21 protein-coding genes and 3 pseudogenes are annotated in these 21,282 nt (G+C 70.7%); 9 read left to right on the plus strand and 15 right to left on the minus strand.

Annotated elements, in window-relative coordinates:
- Positions 1–72 precede the first annotated feature (72 nt).
- From ACIA77_RS43560 to ACIA77_RS43570, 3 genes are all read right to left on the minus strand, one after another.
- Positions 73–405 (minus strand): plasmid stabilization protein, encoded by a 333-nt coding sequence (locus ACIA77_RS43560; protein ID WP_395892039.1) that lies wholly within the window; start codon positions 403–405, stop codon positions 73–75.
- Positions 406–732: 327 nt separating this feature from the next.
- Entirely contained in the window at positions 733–984 is a 252-nt protein-coding gene (locus tag ACIA77_RS43565; RefSeq protein WP_395892040.1) for an ANTAR domain-containing protein, read from the minus strand.
- Positions 981–1,157, minus strand: a complete 177-nt coding sequence (locus ACIA77_RS43570) for a hypothetical protein (protein WP_395892041.1) — start codon at positions 1,155–1,157, stop codon at positions 981–983. The genes ACIA77_RS43565 and ACIA77_RS43570 overlap by 4 nt, the downstream gene beginning before the upstream one ends.
- 73 nt (positions 1,158–1,230) lie before the next feature.
- Here ACIA77_RS43570 and ACIA77_RS43575 point away from each other — a divergent pair, with 73 nt between their 5' ends.
- The 4 genes from ACIA77_RS43575 (at position 1,231) to ACIA77_RS43590 (ending at position 3,172) form a co-directional block, all read left to right on the plus strand.
- Positions 1,231–1,707, plus strand: coding sequence for a DUF6098 family protein (locus tag ACIA77_RS43575; RefSeq protein ID WP_395892042.1), 477 nt, complete (start codon positions 1,231–1,233; stop codon positions 1,705–1,707).
- Positions 1,708–2,174: 467 nt separating this feature from the next.
- Positions 2,175–2,363, plus strand: coding sequence for a hypothetical protein (locus ACIA77_RS43580; protein WP_395892043.1), 189 nt, complete (start codon positions 2,175–2,177; stop codon positions 2,361–2,363).
- Positions 2,364–2,563: 200 nt separating this feature from the next.
- Positions 2,564–2,827: an acyl carrier protein gene (locus ACIA77_RS43585; protein WP_395892044.1), complete on the plus strand. Its 264-nt coding sequence runs from the start codon at positions 2,564–2,566 to the stop codon at positions 2,825–2,827.
- 126 nt (positions 2,828–2,953) lie between these two features.
- Positions 2,954–3,172: a hemerythrin domain-containing protein gene (locus ACIA77_RS43590; protein WP_395892045.1), complete on the plus strand. Its 219-nt coding sequence runs from the start codon at positions 2,954–2,956 to the stop codon at positions 3,170–3,172.
- Between the two features lie 94 nt (positions 3,173–3,266).
- On the opposite strand, the pseudogene ACIA77_RS43595 reads toward ACIA77_RS43590, so the two are convergent.
- Positions 3,267–4,162: pseudogene (locus ACIA77_RS43595) on the minus strand (alpha/beta hydrolase fold domain-containing protein).
- 100 nt (positions 4,163–4,262) lie between these two features.
- Here ACIA77_RS43595 and ACIA77_RS43600 point away from each other — a divergent pair.
- Positions 4,263–5,060: an SDR family NAD(P)-dependent oxidoreductase gene (locus tag ACIA77_RS43600; RefSeq protein ID WP_395892046.1), complete on the plus strand. Its 798-nt coding sequence runs from the start codon at positions 4,263–4,265 to the stop codon at positions 5,058–5,060.
- 223 nt (positions 5,061–5,283) lie between these two features.
- A pseudogene (locus ACIA77_RS43605) lies at positions 5,284–5,687 on the plus strand (CocE/NonD family hydrolase C-terminal non-catalytic domain-containing protein); the annotation flags it as partial.
- Here ACIA77_RS43605 and ACIA77_RS43610 read toward each other — a convergent pair.
- Entirely contained in the window at positions 5,582–6,028 is a 447-nt protein-coding gene (locus ACIA77_RS43610) for a DUF6292 family protein (protein WP_395892047.1), read from the minus strand. The pseudogene ACIA77_RS43605 and the gene ACIA77_RS43610 overlap by 106 nt on opposite strands.
- A gap of 144 nt (positions 6,029–6,172) precedes the next feature.
- Here ACIA77_RS43610 and ACIA77_RS43615 point away from each other — a divergent pair, with 144 nt between their 5' ends.
- Both ACIA77_RS43615 and ACIA77_RS43620 read left to right on the plus strand, forming a co-directional pair.
- On the plus strand, positions 6,173–8,575 hold the full coding sequence (locus ACIA77_RS43615) for a molybdopterin oxidoreductase family protein (protein WP_395892048.1): 2,403 nt from the start codon (positions 6,173–6,175) through the stop codon (positions 8,573–8,575).
- A complete protein-coding gene (locus ACIA77_RS43620) occupies positions 8,572–9,051 on the plus strand; it encodes a hypothetical protein (protein WP_395892049.1) in 480 nt (159 codons plus the stop codon). Before ACIA77_RS43615 ends, ACIA77_RS43620 begins: the two co-directional genes overlap by 4 nt.
- A 425-nt stretch (positions 9,052–9,476) precedes the next feature.
- Here ACIA77_RS43620 and ACIA77_RS43625 read toward each other — a convergent pair whose 3' ends face one another.
- From ACIA77_RS43625 to ACIA77_RS43655, 7 genes are read right to left on the minus strand one after another with little or no spacing between them, the layout of a single operon-like run.
- Positions 9,477–9,752 carry an ANTAR domain-containing protein gene (locus ACIA77_RS43625; RefSeq protein ID WP_395892050.1) on the minus strand — a complete coding sequence of 92 codons (276 nt, stop codon included), beginning with the start codon at positions 9,750–9,752 and terminating at the stop codon, positions 9,477–9,479.
- A gap of 23 nt (positions 9,753–9,775) precedes the next feature.
- The gene (locus tag ACIA77_RS43630; RefSeq protein WP_395892051.1) at positions 9,776–11,524 is read right to left on the minus strand and encodes a glycoside hydrolase family 15 protein; all 1,749 of its coding nucleotides are present in this window, start codon (positions 11,522–11,524) and stop codon (positions 9,776–9,778) included.
- A complete protein-coding gene (locus ACIA77_RS43635; protein WP_395892052.1) occupies positions 11,521–12,525 on the minus strand; it encodes an SDR family oxidoreductase in 1,005 nt (334 codons plus the stop codon). Before ACIA77_RS43635 ends, ACIA77_RS43630 begins: the two co-directional genes overlap by 4 nt.
- Positions 12,526–12,542: 17 nt before the next feature.
- A complete protein-coding gene (locus ACIA77_RS43640) occupies positions 12,543–12,854 on the minus strand; it encodes a hypothetical protein (RefSeq protein ID WP_395892053.1) in 312 nt (103 codons plus the stop codon).
- Positions 12,851–15,910 carry an FAD-binding and (Fe-S)-binding domain-containing protein gene (locus tag ACIA77_RS43645; protein ID WP_395892054.1) on the minus strand — a complete coding sequence of 1,020 codons (3,060 nt, stop codon included), beginning with the start codon at positions 15,908–15,910 and terminating at the stop codon, positions 12,851–12,853. Before ACIA77_RS43645 ends, ACIA77_RS43640 begins: the two co-directional genes overlap by 4 nt.
- A gap of 13 nt (positions 15,911–15,923) precedes the next feature.
- Complete coding sequence (locus ACIA77_RS43650) at positions 15,924–17,024, minus strand: enolase C-terminal domain-like protein (protein WP_395892055.1); 1,101 nt, start codon at positions 17,022–17,024, stop codon at positions 15,924–15,926.
- A complete protein-coding gene (locus ACIA77_RS43655) occupies positions 17,021–18,817 on the minus strand; it encodes a thiamine pyrophosphate-requiring protein (RefSeq protein WP_395892056.1) in 1,797 nt (598 codons plus the stop codon). Before ACIA77_RS43655 ends, ACIA77_RS43650 begins: the two co-directional genes overlap by 4 nt.
- Before the next feature lie 68 nt (positions 18,818–18,885).
- Here ACIA77_RS43655 and ACIA77_RS43660 point away from each other — a divergent pair, with 68 nt between their 5' ends.
- Entirely contained in the window at positions 18,886–19,353 is a 468-nt protein-coding gene (locus tag ACIA77_RS43660) for a MarR family winged helix-turn-helix transcriptional regulator (RefSeq protein WP_395892057.1), read from the plus strand.
- Between the two features lie 234 nt (positions 19,354–19,587).
- Here ACIA77_RS43660 and ACIA77_RS43665 read toward each other — a convergent pair.
- From ACIA77_RS43665 to ACIA77_RS43675, 3 genes and pseudogenes are all read right to left on the minus strand, one after another.
- Positions 19,588–19,718, minus strand: a pseudogene (locus tag ACIA77_RS43665) (plasmid stabilization protein); the annotation flags it as partial.
- 81 nt (positions 19,719–19,799) lie between these two features.
- A complete protein-coding gene (locus ACIA77_RS43670; RefSeq protein WP_395892058.1) occupies positions 19,800–20,711 on the minus strand; it encodes a CBS domain-containing protein in 912 nt (303 codons plus the stop codon).
- Positions 20,712–20,807: 96 nt separating this feature from the next.
- Positions 20,808–21,128 (minus strand): hypothetical protein, encoded by a 321-nt coding sequence (locus ACIA77_RS43675; protein ID WP_395892059.1) that lies wholly within the window; start codon positions 21,126–21,128, stop codon positions 20,808–20,810.
- Between the last annotated feature and the right edge of the window lie 154 nt (positions 21,129–21,282).

Raw genomic sequence — 21,282 nt, forward strand, 5'->3', positions numbered from 1 at the left:
GAGACCCAGGCCGTTTGCGCCGTGGGGTGCAGCGGACCGGCGTTCCACAGCCCCACCTGCGGGCCGGGGACGTCAGCGACCCAGAGCATCCTGCAGCTGCTGCTTGGTCATCTTGGAGCGGCCGTCGATGTTGCGCTTTTTCGCTTCGTTGTAGAGCTGGTCCCTGGTCGGCCCACCCGGCGCTTGCCGGTTGCCCGACCGCTTCCCGCCGCGCTTCTGCGGGCTCGTGTCCCGGGTCGAGCTCTTGCTCGCCGTCTTCGACTCCCCGGATTGTGCCCGGTTCTTGTTGACCGTCCGGGCGGCGATCTCCTCGGCCCGCGACGTGCTTGCCCCGCGCTTCTTCTGCGAGTCCTTGATGTGCTCGTACTGGCGTTCGCGCTTCCCGCTTCCACTGCTCTGTGGCATCGCCCCTCCTTGGTCGTGACCAGCAGATACCCGCAGTGAACACCGGCAAAACCGCGGCGGCGGGCGGCCCGCATCGACGCCATCTCCAGGGCACGCGGATCAGCCCGTCGTCAGGCGCGACGGCACGCTCGCCCGCAACAGCCGGACCAGAGGTTAGTTTGCTCGTTACGAGCGCGGGTATACCACAGTCCCGGTCCGCGCACGCTCCTCCGAAATCGGTGCGGGCCCGCGAAGGCCGGGCGGCGGCGCCCGCGCCCCCTCCCGCCGTCCGGCCCCCGACCCGCCTCGATGTGGCGTGTGACCCTCCGCTTGTTGCAGCGGAAACGTTCAGCTCGCCGGCCCGCCGTCGGGCGGTGGCTGGACAGGCCCAGGGGGTGCTGCATGGCACGTGGCGCGGAACTCGTCGAGGAACGCGCTGACGACATCATGCAGCTTGGTGTTGGTGTCTCTCGACAGCTTCATCAGCAAAGCGAATGCCTCATCCTGATCGCAGCGCCGTGTGCGGATCGTGTGCGGCCGGGGGAGCGCCACGCGTTTCGGTGAGGCCTGGCCGGGCGTGGGAGTGAACGAGCCGGTCATTCCCGGCAGCGTTCCCGCTGTTCCCCGATCACCTGCTGGCCGGTGTCGTCGGCGTCGTCGAGGTCGGCGGGTGGGTGGCCTTCGCCGGGGTCGTAGAGGGCGTCGTCGGTCTCGCGGCCCGGGTCGGGCGTCGTCGGGCGGGCGATGTCCGGGTGATCGGTGCCGTCGCGCATGAGGCGGGGTTACCCGAAATCGGGGTGCGGCGCACCCCGGTTTCGGCGGCGGGAGCGCGGGTAGGCGGGCAGCATGACTCCTGTCGGTACGGGCTTGCCCACGGTGGCCGACCTCGCGGGCCTGGCCGGCCTGTTCGAGGCCGAGCGCGGCGATGACCTGTATGTCCGTTGGTCGCGCGCACCCGTCGCGGACCTCACGGACGGCGAACGCGCCGAGACGAGCCTGGACGGCCTCACCGGCGTCGCACTGCCCGGCCTGTCCGCCAGCCCGCTGCGGAGAGAGTCGTGGTGGCGGGACCGGTCGATCCGGCTGTGGCTGGCCCGCCGCCTCTACGACTACGAACACCTGCGCGACCTGCGCGGCCCCGGCGTCCGGCCGTGGGTCTTGCGCGGCCGGGAGATCGCCCGTGGCCCCGACAACGAACCGCTGGTCGTCGACGCCCGGCCGCTGGCGTGGGTCGCCGACGACGTCCTGCACGAGGCCCGCCGCCTGGTTGACGAGCAGGGCTCGCGCGAGTGGGGCCCGATGGACCGCCGCGCCGGCCCTTGAGGCCGGGCGACGTCGTTCCGGCCCTCCTCGTCGAACAGGCCGGTCGGCGCGATGTCGCCCTCGAGGCCATACGCCTCGAGTTCCTCGGTGGCGGCGCCACCGGCTCTGTTAGCCGGTCGGCGCGTGAGGTCGAACTGCAACCGCGCAACCTCCACTAGTTGTTGCCGTTCTGGCTGCGGCGCGGATTCGGTGATGTCATATGGCCCGCAGTCCATAGTGCAGGCCCATCTGGGCGTCAAGGCGATCTACTCGACGACTTTCCTACAGGCCGGGCGCGCCGATGGAGAGTCGGCGCGCCCACGTAGTTCACCATCGCGTTTGCTCCGCTCCAGCGCCACCGGCGTGGTCAGACACGCGTAGGCGGGCACCCCGCTGGCCTGATTCTCTTGTTTGTTCGCTGCCACGGGACCGTTGACCGTGCCTGAGAAGCGGCTCGAAAGCGGTTACCGTGAACTCGTGGACCGGTGATGGAAGCGAGCACTGCCGTGGACGGCTACCCCACCAGCGGTTTCACAGTGATGCCGACAGCGGCCGGCGGCGCCGTGGTGCTGGCCGTTGGTGGTGAGATCGACACGACCAACAGCCGGGCCTCCGGCGACCACGACCAGCCTCGGTGGCCGCCGTGCCGCCTCCCAGGCTGGTCGTGGTCGATCTGACCGCCGTCGCGTTCTTTGGCCCGGCCGGCGTCCGGTGTTCAACTTCGACCACATCGTCGGCCACGGCAACCGCCCGGCTCACGGCCTGCCTCCGCCGCTGCGGGACGTACCGAGGCACCGGAGCGGGAAACCACGCTGCGGGCGGGTGCCGCCATGGCTACCGGAGAAACCGGTTTCGACGTCACCTACGACTGGTGTCCGTGCAGTACCACTCGTTGAAAGCCGGACACGACTACGGCCAATACGTGCGCGACGCCGAAAACGCCGATCGCCAGGACATCGCCGATTTCATCCGCCGCGTGATGGAAGAGGACTCGGCGCGGGCCAAGCAGTGCCACGAGTTCATCAGCGAACTTTCGGGCACCTCCGAATCCGGCCCCGCGGTCACCTGGCACCCGCGTGGGGAGGTGGCGGCGGTCGGCGCCTCCCCACGCGTTCCGTTCGACCGATGGCCACCACGATGAGGACGGGGCGCCGAGCGCGCGCGGCGCCGGTCAGAGGGTGATCGCGTTTCCGCGGTCGCGTAGTGGGTATTTCGGTTCCCATGCCGGCTTCAGGGATCCCGGTGGCGAGCCGAATAAGGAGGGGCTGTGTCGACTGACGCGATCGTGCTGCTGAAGGACGACCACAAGACCGTGGAGAGTTTGTTCAAGCAGTTCGAAAAGGCGGGGGAGAAGGCGTACAAGGAGAAGCGGCGCCTCGTAGACTCGATGATCGAGGAGTTGACGATCCACGCCTACATCGAGGAAGAGATCTTCTACCCGGCTGCGCGGGAGGCTCGGCGAGCTCGAGTGCCAGCACCTGCGTGAGAGCGCCCACGGCGGCGTTCGGCCGGCGCGGGTTGACGAGGAGGAACTCCTCCTCGACGCCCACCGTCGTGCCGTCGCCGCCCATGCGCACCGGTTACCCGTTCGGGGGCTGGTGCACGCGCCGGAGGAACCGCTCGACGTGGTTGAGCGCTTCGCGGCCCTCCGAGACGTTCTGCATGACCCAGTTGTGGAACATGCCCGGGTGCTCGCGGTGGTCGAGTGCGATCCCGGCGTCGCGGGCGCGGTCGCGGAACCGGTGCGCGTCCGGGAGCAACAGGTCGCGGGTGCCGATGAACAGGCTGACCGGGCCCAGCCCCGACAGCTCTGCGTGCAGCGGGCTGATGCGCGGGTCGTGCGGGTCGGTGGCTTCGGAGTACATGCGCCCGGCCTCGCGCAGCCCGGTGATGCCGAGGATCGGGTCGTGCTCGTTGAGGACCACGGAGATCGGGTCTTCGAGCGTGACGTCGAGCCACGGAGAGATCAGCACCAGCCCGTCGGTTGCGGGCGGCCGTCGGCACGCAGCCGCTGGGCGATCGCCAGCACGAGCGCGCCGCCGGCCGAATCGCCGGAGACGACCGTATGGTCCGCGTCGGCTGCGAGCTGCTCGTAGGCGGCGTGGACCACTGGCAGGTTTTCGGTGTGGTCGTGCCGCGGGACGAGCGGGTGGATCGGCAGTGTCACCGCGCAGCCGAGGCGGGCCATCAGCTCGGCCGCGAAGCGCCAGTGGTGCTGCTGGATCTCCTCGACGTAGCCCCCGCCGTGCAGGTGCAGCACATGCAGCCCGGTGGCTCCGCGACTCGGCCGCAGCGTCCAGCATGGGAAGCCGCGGACCTCGTGCCGGTCCACTGTGCACCGCCGGCGGATCCGGCGCGGCGGGCGGGCCATCGACGGCCGCTGGTGGCGGTGCAGGGTTCGGGCGTCGTCGTAGAACCGCTTGTGGCCGGAGGCGCGCTGGTACGCCATGTACAGCTTCGCTTTCGTGCTCACCATGAGGACCGGTTACCCCTGAAGGAGGCCGGGCCAACTTCGTGGTTGTCTCGACCGAGGACGGGTACGCCGACCGGGAGCTGACCGGTACAAGGGAGCACGGATGAGCACCGCGGAGAAGCCACTGGCCGTCGTGACCGGCGCGTCGAGCGGGATCGGCCTCGAGCTGGCCAAGCAGTTCGCCCAGCACGACTGCGACGTCGTGCTCACGGCGGAGGACGACGAGCTGGCGGCCGCGGCCGAGCAGGTGCGGTCGTGCGGAGGGGCTGTGGACACGGTGCGGACTGACCTCGCGCGGCCTGAAGGAGTCGAAGAACTGGTCGCGCGGGTTGCCGAAAGCGGCCGGCCGATCGAGGCACTCGCGGTCAACGCGGGGGTCGGCGTCAACGGCGAGTTCGCCGGCGACACCCGCCTCGACGACCAGCTGACCGTCGTCGACCTCAACGTCCGCTCCGCCGTGCACCTCGCGAAGCGCGTGGTGCCCGACATGGTCGAGCGCGGGCGCGGGCGGGTGTTGTTCACGTCGTCGATCGCCGGCACCGCGCCCGGGCCGTACCAGGTGGTGTACTCGGCGTCCAAGGCGTTCCTGACGTCGTTCTCCGAAGGCCTGCGCGGCGAGCTGAAGGACAAGGGCGTGACCGTCACGGCGCTGCTGCCGGGCGCGACCGACACCGAGTTCTTCGAACGCGCCGACATGGCGGACACGAAGATCGACGCGGGCCCGAAGGCCAGCGCTGCCGACGTTGCCGAGGCGGGTTTCGCCGCGCTGATGGCCGGCGACGACAAGGTCGTGACTGGCGCCAAGAACAAGGTCACCGCTGCCGCGTCTCGCGCGCTGCCGGACCAGGCCAAGGCGGCCCAGCAGGGCAAGATGATGAAACCCGGCTCGGCCCAGGAGTGACCTGACGGCTCCCGTTGCCCGCGTGACGCGCAGTCGTCCGATGACGTCCCTTGCGCGAACACCGTGAAATACCAGGCGCGCGCTGCGGCCAAAGGTTTCGGGGCGCGTCCCCGGTAGCCGAAGGACTGTGCGACCAAGGGCCGATCAGGCCGAGACGCGGCACGTCGAGGTGGGCCATCAAGCGGGTGACGGCGTTCGAGTAGCCGTCAGCCCAGCCGCTGGAGGCCAGCACCGGGAAGTGGTGCGCTGGCGGGACCACTAGCTCAAGGACGACGACAACGGCGTGCTGGACGGGCCGATGGTGCGGACGTGGCTGCAGGAGAGCGTGCCACCCTCGGCGGCGTACGAGGACCGGCCCGGGCGGTGGGTCGGGGAGACGCGGTGGCCTTCGCCGCACGTGCGCGCGTCGGAGCACGCGCTGGCGCCGCACGCATCGCGCGACCGGGCGAGCGCGTGCCGGACGAGGTGCTGCCGGTGTCGTCGCCCTTGTCGGTGGGGCAGTTCGCGGGGAACTGGGCTTCCTACAGCGCCCCGCCGGACCTGCCGTGCGACCAGCGCGAGGAGGACGGCGGTTCGCTGGTGTTCGACACGGACGTGCTGAGCGAGCGCTGCGAGACCCTCGGCGCGGATCGCGGCGGCCGCCGCCGGTGGGCCAGGTCGTTGAGCGCCGCGCGGAAGCGGCGGGCCACCACTGTCGGCGCCGGGCGGGCGGGGTGCGGCCACGCCGACAGCACCACCGGCGCTTCCCCGCACTCCGGCTCCAGCGCGAGGCTCCAGCCGCTGTCACTGCTCCACTGGGCCATCAGCAGCCGCCCCGGATGACACGGAACCTGCTCGGCGAGGGCGATGTAGGCCGTCGACGGTCTGCCTTCCTCACACCACGACGCTTCGGGCTCGACTCGCAGGAGGCAGGCGATGGACTCGACGTACTCGCGCAGCGGCGAAACGTGACCACGATCCGGCTTCATCGCTGAACCTCCCTCGCAGACCCGGCCCCGGTCCCGTTCGATCGCTGTACCCGTTTCTCCTGTGCCGGAACCGGAACAGCGTTTGCCACGAGTTCCGCCGGGTATTCGCCACTGTGATCCACGAGTGTTGTGTCGGGAGGCGCGGTGCCACAGCGGGACGGGATCGGCGAGCCATGGGGAACGCGGACGCAGTACGGCCGGGGAGAGCCGTGGCCGGTCCGAGTGGACAGTCACCTCGCGGACGGTGTGCGCCCGGAGGATGTGGAGCGTTGGGTGCGCAGCGCCGCTGTGTTGCACTCCAACGGCGACGGTCTCGACCTCGCGGTCGCCGGCGGGCGCATCGTCGGTGTACGCGGCCGGGCCGACGACCACGTCAACCGCGGGCGGCTGGATCCCAAGGACCTCTTCGGCTGGCAGGCGAACTCCGCGCCGGATCGGCTGACGACGCCGCTGGTGCGCCGGCACGGTGAGCTCGTCGAGGCGAGCTGGGACGAAGCGATGGACCTCGTCGTCCGCCGCAGCAAGGAGCTTCTCGACGAGCAAGGGCCCGGCGCGCTGGGTTTCTACACCAGCGGCCAGCTGTTCGCCGAGGAGTACTACACGCTGGCCGCCGTCGCGCGCGGTGGCATCGGCACGAACCACCTCGACGGCAACACCCGCCTCTGCACGGCGACCGCCGCCGCGGCGCTCAAGGAAACCTTCGGCTGCGACGGCCAGCCCGCGTCCTACGCGGACGTCGACCACGCCGACGTCATCGCCCTGTTCGGGCACAATGTCGCCGAAACACAAGCGGTGCTGTGGGAGCGGATCCTCGACCGGCTCGCCGGGCGCGAGCCGCCGGAGTTGCTGTGCGTCGACCCGCGTGCCACCCCGGTCGCCCGCGCGGCGACCCTGCACCTCGCGCCGCTGCCGGGCACGAACGTGGCGTTGATGAACGGGCTGCTGCACGAGCTGATCGAGCACGGCTGGGTCGATCGCGAGTACGTCGAGCGCCATACGGTGGGGTACGCCGAGCTGGTGGCGACGGTCGCGGACTACCCGCCCGAGCGGGTCGCCGAGGTCTGCGGGCTCGCACCCGGTCAGATCCGCGAGGCTGCGCGTCTGCTGGGTAGGGCAGAGCGGCTCTTGTGCACCGTCCTGCAGGGCTTCTACCAGTCGCACCAGGCGGCGGCGGCCGCGGTGCAAGTGAACAACGTGGTGCTGCTGCGCGGGATGCTCGGCAAACCGGGTGCCGGCGTGCTGCAGATGAACGGCCAGCCGACCGCGGAGAACACGCGCGAATGCGGCGCCGACGGCGACCTGACGGGGTTTCGCAATTGGGCCAACGACGAGCACGTGCGCGAGCTCGCGGACTTGTGGAACGTCGACGTGAGCCAGATTCCGCACTACGGGCCGCCGACGCATCTGATGCAGATGCTGCGCTATGCGGAGAACGGCAGCTTGCGGTTGTTGTGGGTGTCGGCGACCAATCCGGCGGTGTCGCTACCGGACCTGCATCGGATCCGGTCGATCCTGGCGCAGGACCGGCTGTTCCTCGTGGTGCAGGACGCGTTCCGCACCGAAACCGCCGAGCTCGCCGACGTCGTGCTGCCCGCGGCGATCTGGGGTGAGAAGACCGGCACCTTCACCAACGCCGACTGCACCGTGCACCTGTCCGTGAAAGCGGTCGACCCGCCGGGGCGAGCGCGAGCGGACCTCGACATCTTCCTCGACTACGCCCGACGCATGGACCTGCGCGACGCCGACGGCGCGCCCTTCCCATCGTGGACCGACGCCGAGTCGGCGTTCGAGGCGTGGAAACGCGCGTCGGCCGGGCGCCCGTGCGATTACAGCGGTTTGAGCTACGAGAAGCTGTGCGAGGTCAGCGGTGTCCAGTGGCCGTGCACTGCAGACCACCCCGATGGTACCGAGCGGCTCTACACCGACGGGAAGTTCTTCGCCCACCCTGACTACTGCGAGAGCTACGGGCGGGACATGGTCACCGGGGCGCCGACCGAACCCTTCGAATACCGGGCGATGAACCCCGACGGCAAGGCGATGCTCAAGGCCGCCGGGTACTTTGAACCCCACGAGACGCCGGATACCGACCACCCGTTCTTCCTGATCACCGGCCGCACCCTCCACCACTTCCACACCCGCACCAAAACCGGGCGCGCGCCACAACTGGACGCGGCCGCGCCGGAGGTGTGGCTGGAGGTGTCCGAAGGGGACGCCGCCGCGGCGGGTCTTTCCGAAGGGAACGTGGCGGAGGTGTCGACGCCGCGTGGCGCGGTGCGCGCGCACGTCCGCATCGGCGGGATCCGCGACGGTGTGCTGTTCCTGCCGTTCCACTACGGCTATTGGGACGTCGACCACGCGGTGGGCAAGGACGGTGACCGGGCGGCGAACGAGCTGACGTTCACCGACTGGGACCCGGTGTCCAAGCAGCCACTGTTCAAGGTCGCCGCCGCCGCACTGCGCAAGGTCGGGGAGGACGAGCCGGCGCCGCCGCTCGCGCCGGTGGACACGATCGTCGACGAGGAGATGTCCGGGGAGGTCGCCCGATGAAGCTGGGCCTGGCGCTGCGCGAACTGCATCGCGCGGAGAAGTCGCTGGCGCGCGACCTGCGCAAGACCGCCGACCGGCACGTTGTCGAGCACGAAGTGCACCACGTCGCCCGGGACCTGGCCGGCTGGTCGGCCGAGCACGTGCGGGAACTGGCGCGGTACGGGCAGGCCTACGGGCTCCGGCTCGACGAGGACGTGCCCGGCTCCGGCCCGCTGGCCCCTGCGCGCTCGGCGCTGGCCGAGCTGAGCGCCCGGCGCCCGGAACCGGGATTGCTCCTGCTCGCCGACCTGCGCCGGCTGCACCGCAAGGCCGCGGGCGTCTCCCTCGACTGGGAGCTGCTCGCCCAGGGCGCACAGGCCGCGAAGGATGCCGAGCTGCTCGACCTGGCACACCGCTGTCACCCGCAAACGCTGCGACAGCTGAAGTGGACCAACGCGATGCTCAAGATCATGTCGCCGCAGATCCTCACGAGCTGAGCCCGGCGGTCACCGCCGTTCGCGCAGCAGCCGCACGGTCGCGCGCTCCAGCACTGTCCGCGCTTCGTCACCCTCCAGTCCGGCGGCGCGTTTCACCGCCGCAGCGATGGTCGAACAGCGGGCCGGGGCGACGCGTCAGAGCAGTTCGTGGCGCGTGAGCTCACAGTTTCGCCTGCGCGACTGGATCTCCCGATCGGGGCGGATTCCGCGGCAGCTCGCGCCCGTGCGCCCGCCAGGTGGTGGCCACTGTTTCGGCGCCGAGAAGACCCTGTCGGCACGCGGGCGCGGACGGATCCTGCTCAGCGACCTGAAGCACCTCTTGGAGACGCCGGCGATTCCGCTGGTGCCGTTGCCGGGTCATCCCGACGCGAACGTCCGTCCCCTGCGCGCAGCGGAAGAGCCGCCGGTGTCCTCCGCACCGGGGTTCACCGCTCGTCCGGAATCTCCTGGGGCACGATCCCCGACACATTGAGCTCGGCCAGCACCGCCGCGGTCGTCGCCTGCGGGACGGCGGCCGAACCGCCGCTGCCTGCGGCGACCACCACCTCGGCGACGTCGTGCCGCTTGAGGTTCGTGCGCTGCGAAACCTGGCGCGGCGCCGCGAAAGCTTCGTCCTCCGACCAGTTCCGCAACACCATGAGTATGCCCTTCGCCTGCTCGATCACCGGTTGCGTCGCCAGCGCTTCCTCGAGCTGGGCCACCTTGGCAGCGTGCACCGACGTCCTCACGACAGCGGCTCCCCGGCCAGCCGTTGGGCGGTTTCGAGCAGCAGGGCGTGGACGAACGCCTGCGGCAGGTTCCCGCGTAGCTGGCGCTGCCGCACGTCGTACTCCTCGGCCAGCAGGCCGGGCGGGCCGCAGGCGGCGCGGGTGCGTTCGAACCAGCGGAAGGCGCGCACACGCTCGCCCTGGTGCCAGCAGGCGAGCGCCATCGTGAACCCGCACAGCAGGAAGGCTCCCTCCGTGTCACCGAGCGGTCGATCGTCGGGCGCGAAGCGGTAGACGTAGCCGTCTTCGCACAGGTCCGCGCTTACGGCGTCGAGGGTGGCGAGCGTTCGCGGGTCGGCGGCGGCCACGGCGCCGCGGACCGGTGGCAGGAGCAGGGCGGCGTCGGTGCCGCGCAGGCCGGGGGAGCGCTGCCAGGCGCCGCGGTGGTCGACGCAGCGGCGGGTGGTCTCGGCGAGCAGCCGGTCGGCGAGGCCGGACAGCTTCGCCGCAGGCGCTGCGGGCCGCTGGGCGGCGATGGCGCGCAGCCCCGCGACGCAGGCGAGCCGCGAATGGCTCCACCAGTCGTTGTGCAGTTCCCACACGCCGGCCTCGGGTTCGTCCCAGCGGCGGGTGATCAGGTCGACGCAGACGTCGACCGCGCGTTCGGCGTCGGGTGGCAGCCGGTCGTGCCGGGCCGCGGCCGCGTAGAGCTGCAGCAGCTCGCCGAGCGTGTCCAGCTGGAACTGGTTGTTCACGTGGTTGCCGACGATCGGGTTCCCGCCGGGGTAGCCGGGCAGGCGCAACGTGGTTTCGTCCGGCGGGGGCCGGCCGTCGGTGCGGTACGCGGGCAGCAGTGCGTCGCCGTGTTCCAGCACGCGTGCGGAGGTGAATGCGACGGCGTCGTCGAGCAGCAGGTGGCCTTCGGTGACGGAGGCGGCGAGGCCGGCGTAGCACTGGTCGCGCAGCCAGACGTAGCGGTAGTCGTAGTTGCGCCCGGCCTCGGCGCGTTCAGGCAGGCCCAGCGTCGCGGCGGCGACCATGCCACCGCCCGCGGTGGTCAGGCCGCGCAGCACCGCGTACGTGTGCCTCGCGTCGCGCGGTGCGACGGTGTCGTCGAGCCGGGGCACGGCTTGGTGCCAGGTGTGCTCGGTCGCCGTCCACAGTTCTTCGGCGCCGGTGGGGTCCGGCAGGTGATCCGGGCTGATCTCGAGGACGAGGTCGTGGGTGCTCCCGCCCGGCAGCTCGAGGTCCAGGACCAGCCGGCCCTCGCCATCGGACCGGGCGTCCGCGCCACCGCGCCAGCGGATGCGCAGGTCACCCGTGCGCGCGGTCCAGACGCCGGCCGCGTCGCGCGACAGCTCGCGTACCGACCGGCTGCCGAACCCGTCGCGCAGGTCGAGCTGCACCCGCATCCGGACGTCCCGTTCCACGGCCTCGATGCGCCGCAGCACCACGACGCGGCGCGGATCGGCGGGGTAGGCGAGCGCGTCGCGGGATTCGACGACCGTGTTCGTGGTGACCCACCGGTTGTGCCAGATCAGTGTGCCGGGTTCGTAGTAGCCGCCCCACACGCACGTTTCCGCCGGGCTGACGGAGTAGGTGCCGCGGCCGCCGACGAGCGTCGAGAACACGGCGCTGTCGGCCCACCCGGGAGCGCACAGCCACGCGATGTCGCCGCGCGGGCCGCACAGCGCCCCACGCTCGCCGTCGGCCAGCAGGGCGTACTCACGCAGGACGTGCGGCGAGAAATCCTGCCACTCGCTCATGCCCGAGCCCGTCGCCACACACCCAGCGCCGCCAGCGCGCCGCCCGCCGTTGCGAGCAGGCCGTGGTGGCGGCTGGCCCACAGCTGGGCACTGCGCGGGGAGGACTGCAGGTCGAATTCGCCGTGGGCGCCGAAGTCCCGGCCGCGGGGGCCGTCGGCGGGAGCCCACAGGTTCGCGGGCTGATCGGCGGGGGTGGGCTGCCGCGTCTGCTGGGACTTCAGGCCGGTCCGCGCGAGGTACCGGTCGAGGATCCCCGGCGCGACGGCGTTCGCGACGAGCGTGCCGGCCGTGCTGGCGCCGACCCAGTACTCGCGCCGGCGTGGGTGGTCGGCCGCGTACAGTACCGCGTCGGCCGCGACCTCGGGCTGGTAGATCGGCGGCACGGGTTGGGCGTGGTGCGGCAGCCGCGACAGCACCCACGAGAACTGCGGGGTGTTGACGGCCGGCAGCTGCACCATCGTCACGCGAACGCCGCTGTGCTCGGCGAGCAGTTCGCACCGCAGCGCTTCGTTGAAGCCCTGGATCGCGTGCTTCGCGCCGCAATACGCGCTCTGCAAGGGAATGCCGCGGTAGGCGAGCGCCGAGCCGACTTGCACGACGGTGCCCCGGTCGCGCGGTTTCATCCGGTTGAGCGCGGCCATCGTGCCGTGCACGTACCCGAGGTAACTGACCTCGGTGACGCGCCGGAACTCCTCGGGCCGGACGTCGGCGAACCGCGCGAACACCGACGTGAACGCGACGTTCACCCAGGTGTCGATCGGTCCGAGCTCGTGCTCCACGCGCGTGGCCGCCGCGTCCACCTGGGCGAAGTCGGCGACGTCCACTTCGAGTGGCAGCGCGGTGCCGCCCGCTTGCCGGATGTCCTCGGCCGCCGCGCTCAGGCCCGTGCGACCGCGGGCCAGCAACGCGACCCGGGCGTGGCGCGCACCGAACGCACGCGCGATCGCCCGCCCGATCCCGCCGCTGGCGCCGGTCACGACCACCACGGGTGTGTCTGCCATGGGAATCCTCCGATCCGTCAGGTGCCCGTGGTGCGAGCCGCACTCGCCCACGCCGCTGCCACCACCGCGTTGACCACCGCCGCTCGCCGCCACTGCTTCGAGGTCGCGGCCAGGCAAGCCATGCTGACGCTGTGCGTGCCGTCCGCGAGCCACGCCCACCGCGCGACCACGCTGTCCGGCCACCCAAGGGTCACGGCCGCCTGCACGAAGTGCCGTACCGCGAGCACCCGCAGCACAGCGGCCACTGCACGCGGCTCGGCCACCCGGGAGACAGCGAGCACCACCGCACCCCAGCCGGTTCGCGCGACCGCGACTCCCCGCGCGTTCACGGTGCCTTCTTCCGCCGTGCCACCACGGCTCCCGCCGCGGCGAGGGCGCCGGCCACCGTGGTTCGCTTGCCTCGTGGCGGTTCCGGCTCGGAAGGCCCGTCGAGGCCCGAGGCCAGCAGCTGCGCGAGGTGCGTGCCTTCGCGGCCGCCGCTGTCGAGTTCGTGGAGCTGGGTGCGGCAGCTGAACCCGTCGGCGAGCACGACGGTGTCGGGGTCGGCGGCGCGGACGCGGGGGAGCAGGACCCGCTCCGCGCAGGCCTCGCTGACTTCCCGGTGCCCCTTCTCGAAGCCGAAGTTCCCGGCGAGGCCGCAACAGCCGGAGCCGAGATGTTCGGCGTCGACAGCCGCGGCTTCGAGCAGGCGCCGGTCGGCGTCCCAGCCCAGGACCGCGTGCTGGTGGCAGTGGACCTGGGCGATCGCGGAGGCGTCGAGGCGCGGCGGGCGGTAGCCGGGGGAGTGGTCGGTGAGGAGTTCGGCCAGGGTCACGGCCTGGTTCCGCAGCCGCCGGACGTCCTGGTCACCCGGGAACAGGTCGGGGGCGTCGGAGCGGAACACCGCGGTGCAGCTCGGTTCGAGGCCGACGACCAGCCCGCCTTCGTGCAGGTGCGGCGCCAGCTCCCGCACGGTGCGCCGCAGGATCCGCTTGGCCACACCGAGCTGGCCGGTGGAGATCCACGTGAGCCCGCAGCACACCGGCGCCCGCGGCATCGTCACGCGCCACCCGGCGTCCTCCAGCACCCGGACGGCGGCGCGGCCGATTCGGGGGTGGAAGTGGCCGGTGAACGTGTCGGGCCACAGCAGCACCGTGCCGCGCGCGCCGTCGCCGGCCGGGCGGTGCCGGGCGAACCACTGCTGCAGGGTTTCCCTCGCGAACGCGGGGATTTCGCGGTCCTCGACGCCGGCGGCCAGCGTCGCCAGCCGCGCGAGGCCCGGAGTGTGCGTGAGCGCGTTGATCAGCGGCGCGGCCCGCAACCGGGTCACCGCCTGCGCCACCGCGGGCAGCCAGCCCATCGTGAAGTCCGACCGCGGCCGCCGCCACGGGCGGCCCTCGTAGTGGTGGGCGAGGAACTCCGCCTTGTACGTGGCCATGTCCACGTCGGCTGGGCAATCCGTCTTGCAGCCCTTGCACGCCAGGCACAGGTCGAGCGCGTCGCGCACCGCTGCGGAACGCCAGCCGTCGCCGATCGGGCTGTCGCCGTGGCCGTGCAGCATCTCGAACAGCAGACGCGCGCGGCCCCGCGTGGAGTGCTCCTCTTCGCCGGTCACCTGGTACGACGGGCACATCACGTCCCCCGAAGACGTGTCGTGCTGCCGGCAGCGGCCCACACCGACGCAGCGGTTGGCGGCCTGCGCGAACGAACCTCCGTCGTCGGGGAAGCGGAAGTAGAGGTTCTGCGGGTCTGCCGGTGACCAGGCGCCGCCGAGGCGGAGGTGCTCGTCGAGCCGGTACGGCGCGACGACCTTGCCGGGGTTCATGCGATCGTCCGGGTCGAAGATCGCCTTGAGTCGCCCGAACGCGGTCACGAGGCCGGCGCCGAACATCTTCGGCAGGAGTTCGCCGCGCGACTGCCCGTCGCCGTGTTCGCCGGAGAACGAACCGCCGAGCGCGGCCACGAGGTCCGCCGCGCGTTCCATGAACCGCCGGTAGGTCGCCACCCCGTCGGCGGTGTAGAGGTCGAACGGGATCCGGGTGTGCACACAGCCCTGTCCGAAGTGGCCGTACAGGCTCGGACCGGTGTCGCTGGCGTAGCCGAATTCCTCGTACAGCGCGGTCAGCTTCCGCAGGTACTCGCCGAGCCGGTCGGGTGCGACGGCCGAGTCCTCCCAGCCCTCGAAGGTGTCGGCCTTGCCCGGCACATGCGCCGTCGCGCCGAGCCCGGCTTCACGGACCTGCCACAGTTCGTTCTCCCGCGCGGGATCGTCGAGGAACGCGACGTCGGCTTCGTGCGGACTGTCGTGCAGTGCGGCCAGCATCCGCTCGGCGCGGCGGTCGACCTCGTCGGTGGTGACGCCGCCGAACTGCACCATGAGAAACGCCCGACCTGCCGGCATGTCCGCGAGCGCCTGCGGGTTCATGTCCTTGAGCCGCTGGTCGCGGATCAGCTTGTGGTCCACGCCCTCCAGCGCGATCGGCTCGTGGGGCAGGATCGCCGGCACGGCGTCGGCGGCGGTGGCGATGTCGGGGTAGCCGAGCACGACCAGCGTCCGCGCGGGCAGCACCGGCACCAGCTTCAGCTCGGCCCGCAGCACCGTGACCAAAGTGGACTCCGACCCCACGAGCAGCCCGGCGACGTCGAAGCCGTTCTCCGGCAACGGGGAATCGAGGTTGTAGCCCGAGACCCGCCGGGGGATCTGCGGGAAGCGGCGGCGGATCTCGCCGGCGTATTCGTCGCGCAGCCGGCGCAGTTGCCGGTAGATCGCGGCGCGCGAATCGCCGCGGCGCTCGATTTCGGCGTATTCCTCGTCGGTGGTCTCGCCGCACCAGAACCGCGTGCCGTCGGCGAGCAGGACCTCGAGCCGGGCGACGTTGTCGACGACTTTGCCGGTGCGCTGGGCGGTGGCGCCGCAGGAGTTGTTGCCGATCATGCCGCCGAGCGTGCAGTTCATGTGCGTGGCCGGTTCGGGCCCGAACCGCAGGCCCGTGCGGGCGAGTTGCCGGTTGAGCTCGTCGAGCACGATTCCCGGCTGGACCACGCACGTGCGGGCGTCTGCGTCCACCGACTCGAGTCGCGTGCAGTACTTCGACCAGTCGAGCACGATTGCGCTGTTGGTGCACTGTCCGGCGAGGCTCGTCCCGCCGCCGCGCGAGAGCACCGGTGCGCCGAACTCGCGCGCAACCGCGAGCGCCTCGACGGCGTCGTCCGGCGAGCGGGGCACGACCACGCCGAGCGGCACCTGGCGGAAGTTCGACGCGTCGGTGGAGTAGGCCGCGCGGGTGCCCTCGTCGAACCGCACTTCGCCGCGAACTCGGGCCCGCAGTGCGTCGCCCAGCGCGGTCAGGTCGACGCTGGGGGCGGCTGGGTGGCGGACGACGGGGTCGGGCAGGTCCAGGGTCATCGTCGGTCCTCCTTCAAACCGCGTACTCAGCCGCGACGTCGGCTCGGAAGGTCAAGCCGTGGCCGGGGGCGGATCGAGACGGGGTGACGGTGCCGCCGTCGGGGTCCAGGCAGCCGTCGAAGAGCAGGTTTTCGACGCGGTCGTGGTCGGCGAACCACTCGAGGTGCCGGAAGTTCGGCGTCACGACCGCGGCGTGCGCCGAGAGGTTCGGCGCGCAGTGGGCGGACACCTCGCGGTTCGCGGCGGCCGCCAGCGCGGCGGCGCGGCGCCATTCGGTGAAGCCGCCGCAGCGCGTGACGTCGATCTGCAGGCAGTCGACGACGGGCACCAGCCGCGCGAAGCCCGGCAGGTCGTAGCCGTACTCGCCCGCGGCGATATCGGGCCCGCCAGGGGTGCGCAGGCTCGCCAGGCCGGCGAGATCGTCGCTGGAGACAGGTTCCTCGAACCACGTGACTCCCGTGTCGCGCAACGGATCCAGCAGCCGGCGCGCCAACCCGGGCGAGTAGGCGCCGTTGGCGTCGACGTACAGCGCCGCGTCACTGCCGAGGACGTAGCGCGCGAGCTCCACGCGCTTGAGGTCGCGGTCGACGCGGGTGCCCCACGCCTCGCCGATCTTGATCTTCACGCGGGGGATCCGCTGCCGCACCACCCAGTCCTCGAGCTGGTCGGTGAGCTCCTCGTCGGTCGTCGTGGTGAATCCGCCGCTGCCGTAGACGTCGACGTCCTCGTGCACGCGTCCGAGCAGGCGGCTCACGGGTACGTCGAGTGATCGCGCGGCGGCGTCCCACAACGCGATGTCCACTGCGGACAGTGCACACGACACCAGCCCGGGACGGCCGAGGTTGCGGATCGCGCGCTGCATCGCCGCCCAGCAAGCCGCGACGTCGGCCAGCGGCGCGCCCGTGATGGCCGGCGCGAGGGTGTGCTCGATTAGCGGCACGCACGCGGCGTCGGCGTACGTCCAGCCGAGCCCCCGCACGGGGCCCGCCGCCGCGTGAACAACGACGATCGTGGTGCTGTCCCACGCGAGGGTCCCGTCGGCCTCCGGCGCCGGCGTCGGTACCTGGCAGGCGCGGGCGGTGACGTTCGCGACCGAGGGCGAGCGGTGGGTCATCGGTCCCGCCGACCCGGCAGGAATTCCTGCACCTTGGTCTTCACGCCTTGCACCACGACGTGCAGCGCCTCCGGATCGCCCTTGAGCACCGCCTCGGCGGCGGACTTCATCTGCTCGAAGGTGGCGTGTGGTGGAATCGGCGGCACCTCCGGATCGCAGCGGACATCGAGTACGGCGGGCTTGTCCGCGTCGAGCACGGTGTCCCACGCGGAGCCGAGCTGCCCCGGCTTGTCCACAGTGACCGCGGTCAGTCCGAGTGACAGCGCGAAGCCGGCGTAGTCGACGTCCGGGAGGCTCTGCGATTCCTCGAACTTCGGGGCGCCGCTCATCGCTCGCAGCTCCCAGGTGACCTGGTTGAGGTCGTTGTTGTGGAACACGCAGATCACGCAACGCGGGTCGGTCCACAAGTGGCGGTAGCGGGCGATGGTGATGAGCTCGGCCAGGCCGTTCATCTGCATGGCGCCGTCACCGACGAGTGCGATCACGGGCCGGTCGGGTTGGGCGAACTTGGCGCCGATGGCGTAGGGCACGCCCGGTCCCATCGTGGCGAGGGTGCCTGACAGCGAGCCGCGCACGTCGCCGCGGATGCGCAGGTTGCGGGCGTACCAGTTGGTGGACGAACCTGAGTCGGCGGTGACGATCGCGTTGTCCGGCAGCCGCCGGGACAATTCGGACACGATGGTCATCGGGTTGACCGGTTCGGCGTCGACGGCGGCTTCACGATCGACGGTGTCCCACCACGACTCGACGTTCTTCTCGACCTTCTGCCGCCACGACCGGTCCTCCTTGCTCGCCAGCCGTGGCAGCAGCGCGCGCAGGGTCGCGCCGGCGTCACCGACCAGGTTGACCTCGGTGGGGTAGCGCATCCCGATGAACCGGCCGTCGAGGTCGATCTGCACGGCCCGGGCCTGGCCGAAGCCGGGCAGGAACTGCGAGTACGGGAAATTCGAACCGACGATCAGCAACGTGTCGCAGTCGCGCATCAGCTCGTAGCTCGGCCGGGTGCCCAGCAGGCCGATGGCGCCGGTGACCCAGGGCAGGTCGTCGGGCAGGACATCCTTGCCCAGCAACGCTTTCGCCACGCCGGCGCCGGTCACCTCGGCGACCTGGCGCACCTCCTCGGCCGCGCCTCGGGCACCCTGCCCGACGAGGATCGCGACCTTCTCCCCGGCGTTGAGCACCTCGGCTGTCGCGTCGAGGTCGGCTTCCGCCGGGACCGGGCGTGGCCACGACGTGCTCGGCGGGCTGGAGGGCACCTGCTTGAACGCGTGCCGCGGCGGGCGGTAAGACTCTTCCTGCAGGTCGGCGGGGATGATCAGAGCAGTGGGGCAGCGCTGGGACAGCGCCGTGCGCATCGCGCGGTCCAAGGCGTTGGGCAGTTGCTCGGCCACGTTGACCTCGACGAGGTACTCGCTCGCGACGTCCTTGTACAGCGCTTGCAGGTCCACTTCCTGCTGGTAGCTGCCGCCCATCGCGCTGCGCGCCGTCTGCCCGACGATCGCCACGACGGGCACGTGGTCGAGCTTGGCGTCGTAGAGGCCGTTGAGCAGGTGGATCGCGCCCGGCCCGGACGTCGCCAGGCACACCCCCGGCCGCCCGCTGAACTTCGCGTACCCGACGGCCTCGAACGCCGCCATCTCCTCGTGACGCGCCTGGACGAACCGCGGCCGGTTGTCCGCCTTCCCGAACGAGGCGACGATGCCGTTGATCCCGTCGCCCGGGTAGGCAAACACCTGCTCGACGTCCCACTCGCGCAGCCGCTGCAGCAGGTAGTCCCCGACGGTCTGAGTCATGACAGCTCCTCGTCGTCGCACTCGCCTACGAGGTCGCTGTACCCGCTTCGGGGCCCTAGCATGCTTGCGTGCCGCAAAACTTTTCATCAGACTCCGACGCGGCGCTCGCCGCACTGCGGGCGATGGTGGCCATCGCGGATTCGAGCGTCGAGCACGCGACCGGGCAGCTGACCCTCACCCAGTTCCGCGCGCTGCGGGTGACGTCCGACCGCACGCCGGTCACCATGAGCCGCGTGGCCGACGAGCTGGCGATGAACCCGTCGACGGTCACGCGGGCGTGTGACCGTCTGGTTTCTCTGGGGCTGATGCAGAAGGCGCAGAACCCCCTGAACAAACGCGAGATCCTCCTCGCCCCGACGGCGAAGGGCCGTCAGGTCGTGGACCGCGTCGACGAGGAACGCCGCCGGGCGCTGGGTGTGGTACTGGACCAGCTCAAGCCCGAGCTCCGCGCGGCTGTTGTCTCCGCATTGGGCCTGTTCGCCGATGCCGCACACGCTGTCGGTGGGTTGGCCACGGCTGCGTTGGGCAAGGATTGATCAGCTGGCGGGCCCAGCCGATGCGGGCGGCACCGGATGCGCACGTCGAACGTGCTGCGCGGGTCGGCGCGGCTGGCCTCAGGCGCACTGACGGTCAGCTGGTTTCGCCGGAGACGTGAGCCGAGCGGCCCCGCACGTTCGCCATTGGCCACACCGAGACGAGTGGTAACGCCGCGATCGGGGGCTGGGCCACCGCGACCAAGCGGCCGCAGCGCACACCGTCGCCGCGCAGGATCAGCGGCCCAGGGCGTTCTGCAACTCCCTACTTCGACATGGTCGAGCGGCCCTTGACGTTGCGCTTCTTCGCCTCGTTGTAGAGCTGCTCCTTGGTCGGCCCGCCCGACGCCCCGGTTCCCGGAGCGCTTCAATATCGTCCTTAGGCATTAGAAGTCGTTTCTGCACCCAACGTCGGCGGTCGAGTTGGCAGGTCGGCCGCATCCATCCTCTCAGCGATCTAATGCCCGCAGTGTCCCAAGTAGTCCATGCAGCGGCAGCAGTTCACTCTCCGACTCGGAGTCCATGTCGGGGTTTAGGTGCATCAGGTTGTTGCGGAACTGCGCCGCCGTTCGCGGACGGTCAAGAAACAGCCGTCGGTCCAGGCCCCATCTCAATGCCTGCCAGGTATGGTCGGCGTCGAACACATATGGGTACTCGCCGATGGTCAGGTCATTTTCCTCCTGCACCTGCCGTCTGCGGTTACTGCGCAGCTGCCCGCGGACCTGGTCAATGCTCACGGTGCCGTCGCCCAGCACCCGGCCGACGATGCGACGCAGCCGGCGCTCGATCTCGGCGACCAGCAGGAATGGGCGGAGTTGGTTGCCGAGCTGGCTCGTGAGATCGGCAGTGGTGATGATGCCCTGAACCCGGCGATTCCGGTCCCTCACGAGAATGAAGCCGCGCCGGTAGACCTCGGGAATCCAGTCCAGCAGGTCGTCGTCACCGTCGGCCTCCCGCGCGCCCGTGATGACCTGCTCCAATGTGGGCGCGTTGCTAGAAAGGTAAGTGACACCGACGCTCTCCCAGGTGATTGCTCCCAGTAGCCGCCGCTCGTCGTCCAGGACCGGCAGTTGCGAGAAGTTATCGATCGCCATTCTGGTCATCGCCACGCTCAACGCCTCGTCCGGGCGTGCGGACGCGAGCGCGACCTCGGCGGAAGGCAGCTGCTTGACCAAGAGTGCGACTGGCTGATCCTCCGGTGCCGACTCGGCAGGCAGCTCTTCCGCCGTCGGCATCACGACTCCGGCATTCGGCTCGGCACCGACAGGCAGAACCGCGATCCGGCTGTTGATATTGCCATCGGTGAACGACGGCTTGGTGGACAAACCACGTTGTGCCAGCTCGCCGCCGATCTGCTCCACGACCGAGGCCCATCGGCAACTGTTCCCCCAGATGCCAAGCAGCTCCCGGGCAGTCAGAGTGACGGTGTCACCACTGTCCTGTGCGGTCTCGACGAGTTATTCTAGCCGCTGTGGTGAGGCCACAGACAGTCCGTCCGCGGACGACTCCGGCGGCCCGGGTCGGTCCTCGCCCTGCTCGATCAGTGCGGCGACACGGCGGGCGGCGTCGTTGCGGCTCAGTTCGAACACTGTGAGCGGGGAACCCATGCTGTCGCGCAGATCGGGCTGAACCTCCTCACGGGGAAGGTCCGTACGGCGCCATTGCACCGGCCGGGTGTGCCGCATTCCTGGCACCGCATCCGCGCGGAAGCGGTATGCACCTGTCACCACACCCAACGCCAGGCCGCGCTGTCCGCCGCCCACGACCGGCATCACCATCAGGTCACCGATGGCGATCTCCTTGAGAAACCGCCAGAGCTGGCCAGTCCAGTTGGCGATGACCTAAGTGATGTCTCGTAACCCGGTTTGAGCTCGGTCGCGCTGATCGTTGATCATGTAGTTGTGCAGGTGATCTCGGCATCGCGTTCGGAAT

It is taken from the genome of Amycolatopsis sp. NPDC051903, assembly GCF_044452505.1.
Taxonomy (GTDB): Bacteria; Actinomycetota; Actinomycetes; order Mycobacteriales; family Pseudonocardiaceae; genus Amycolatopsis.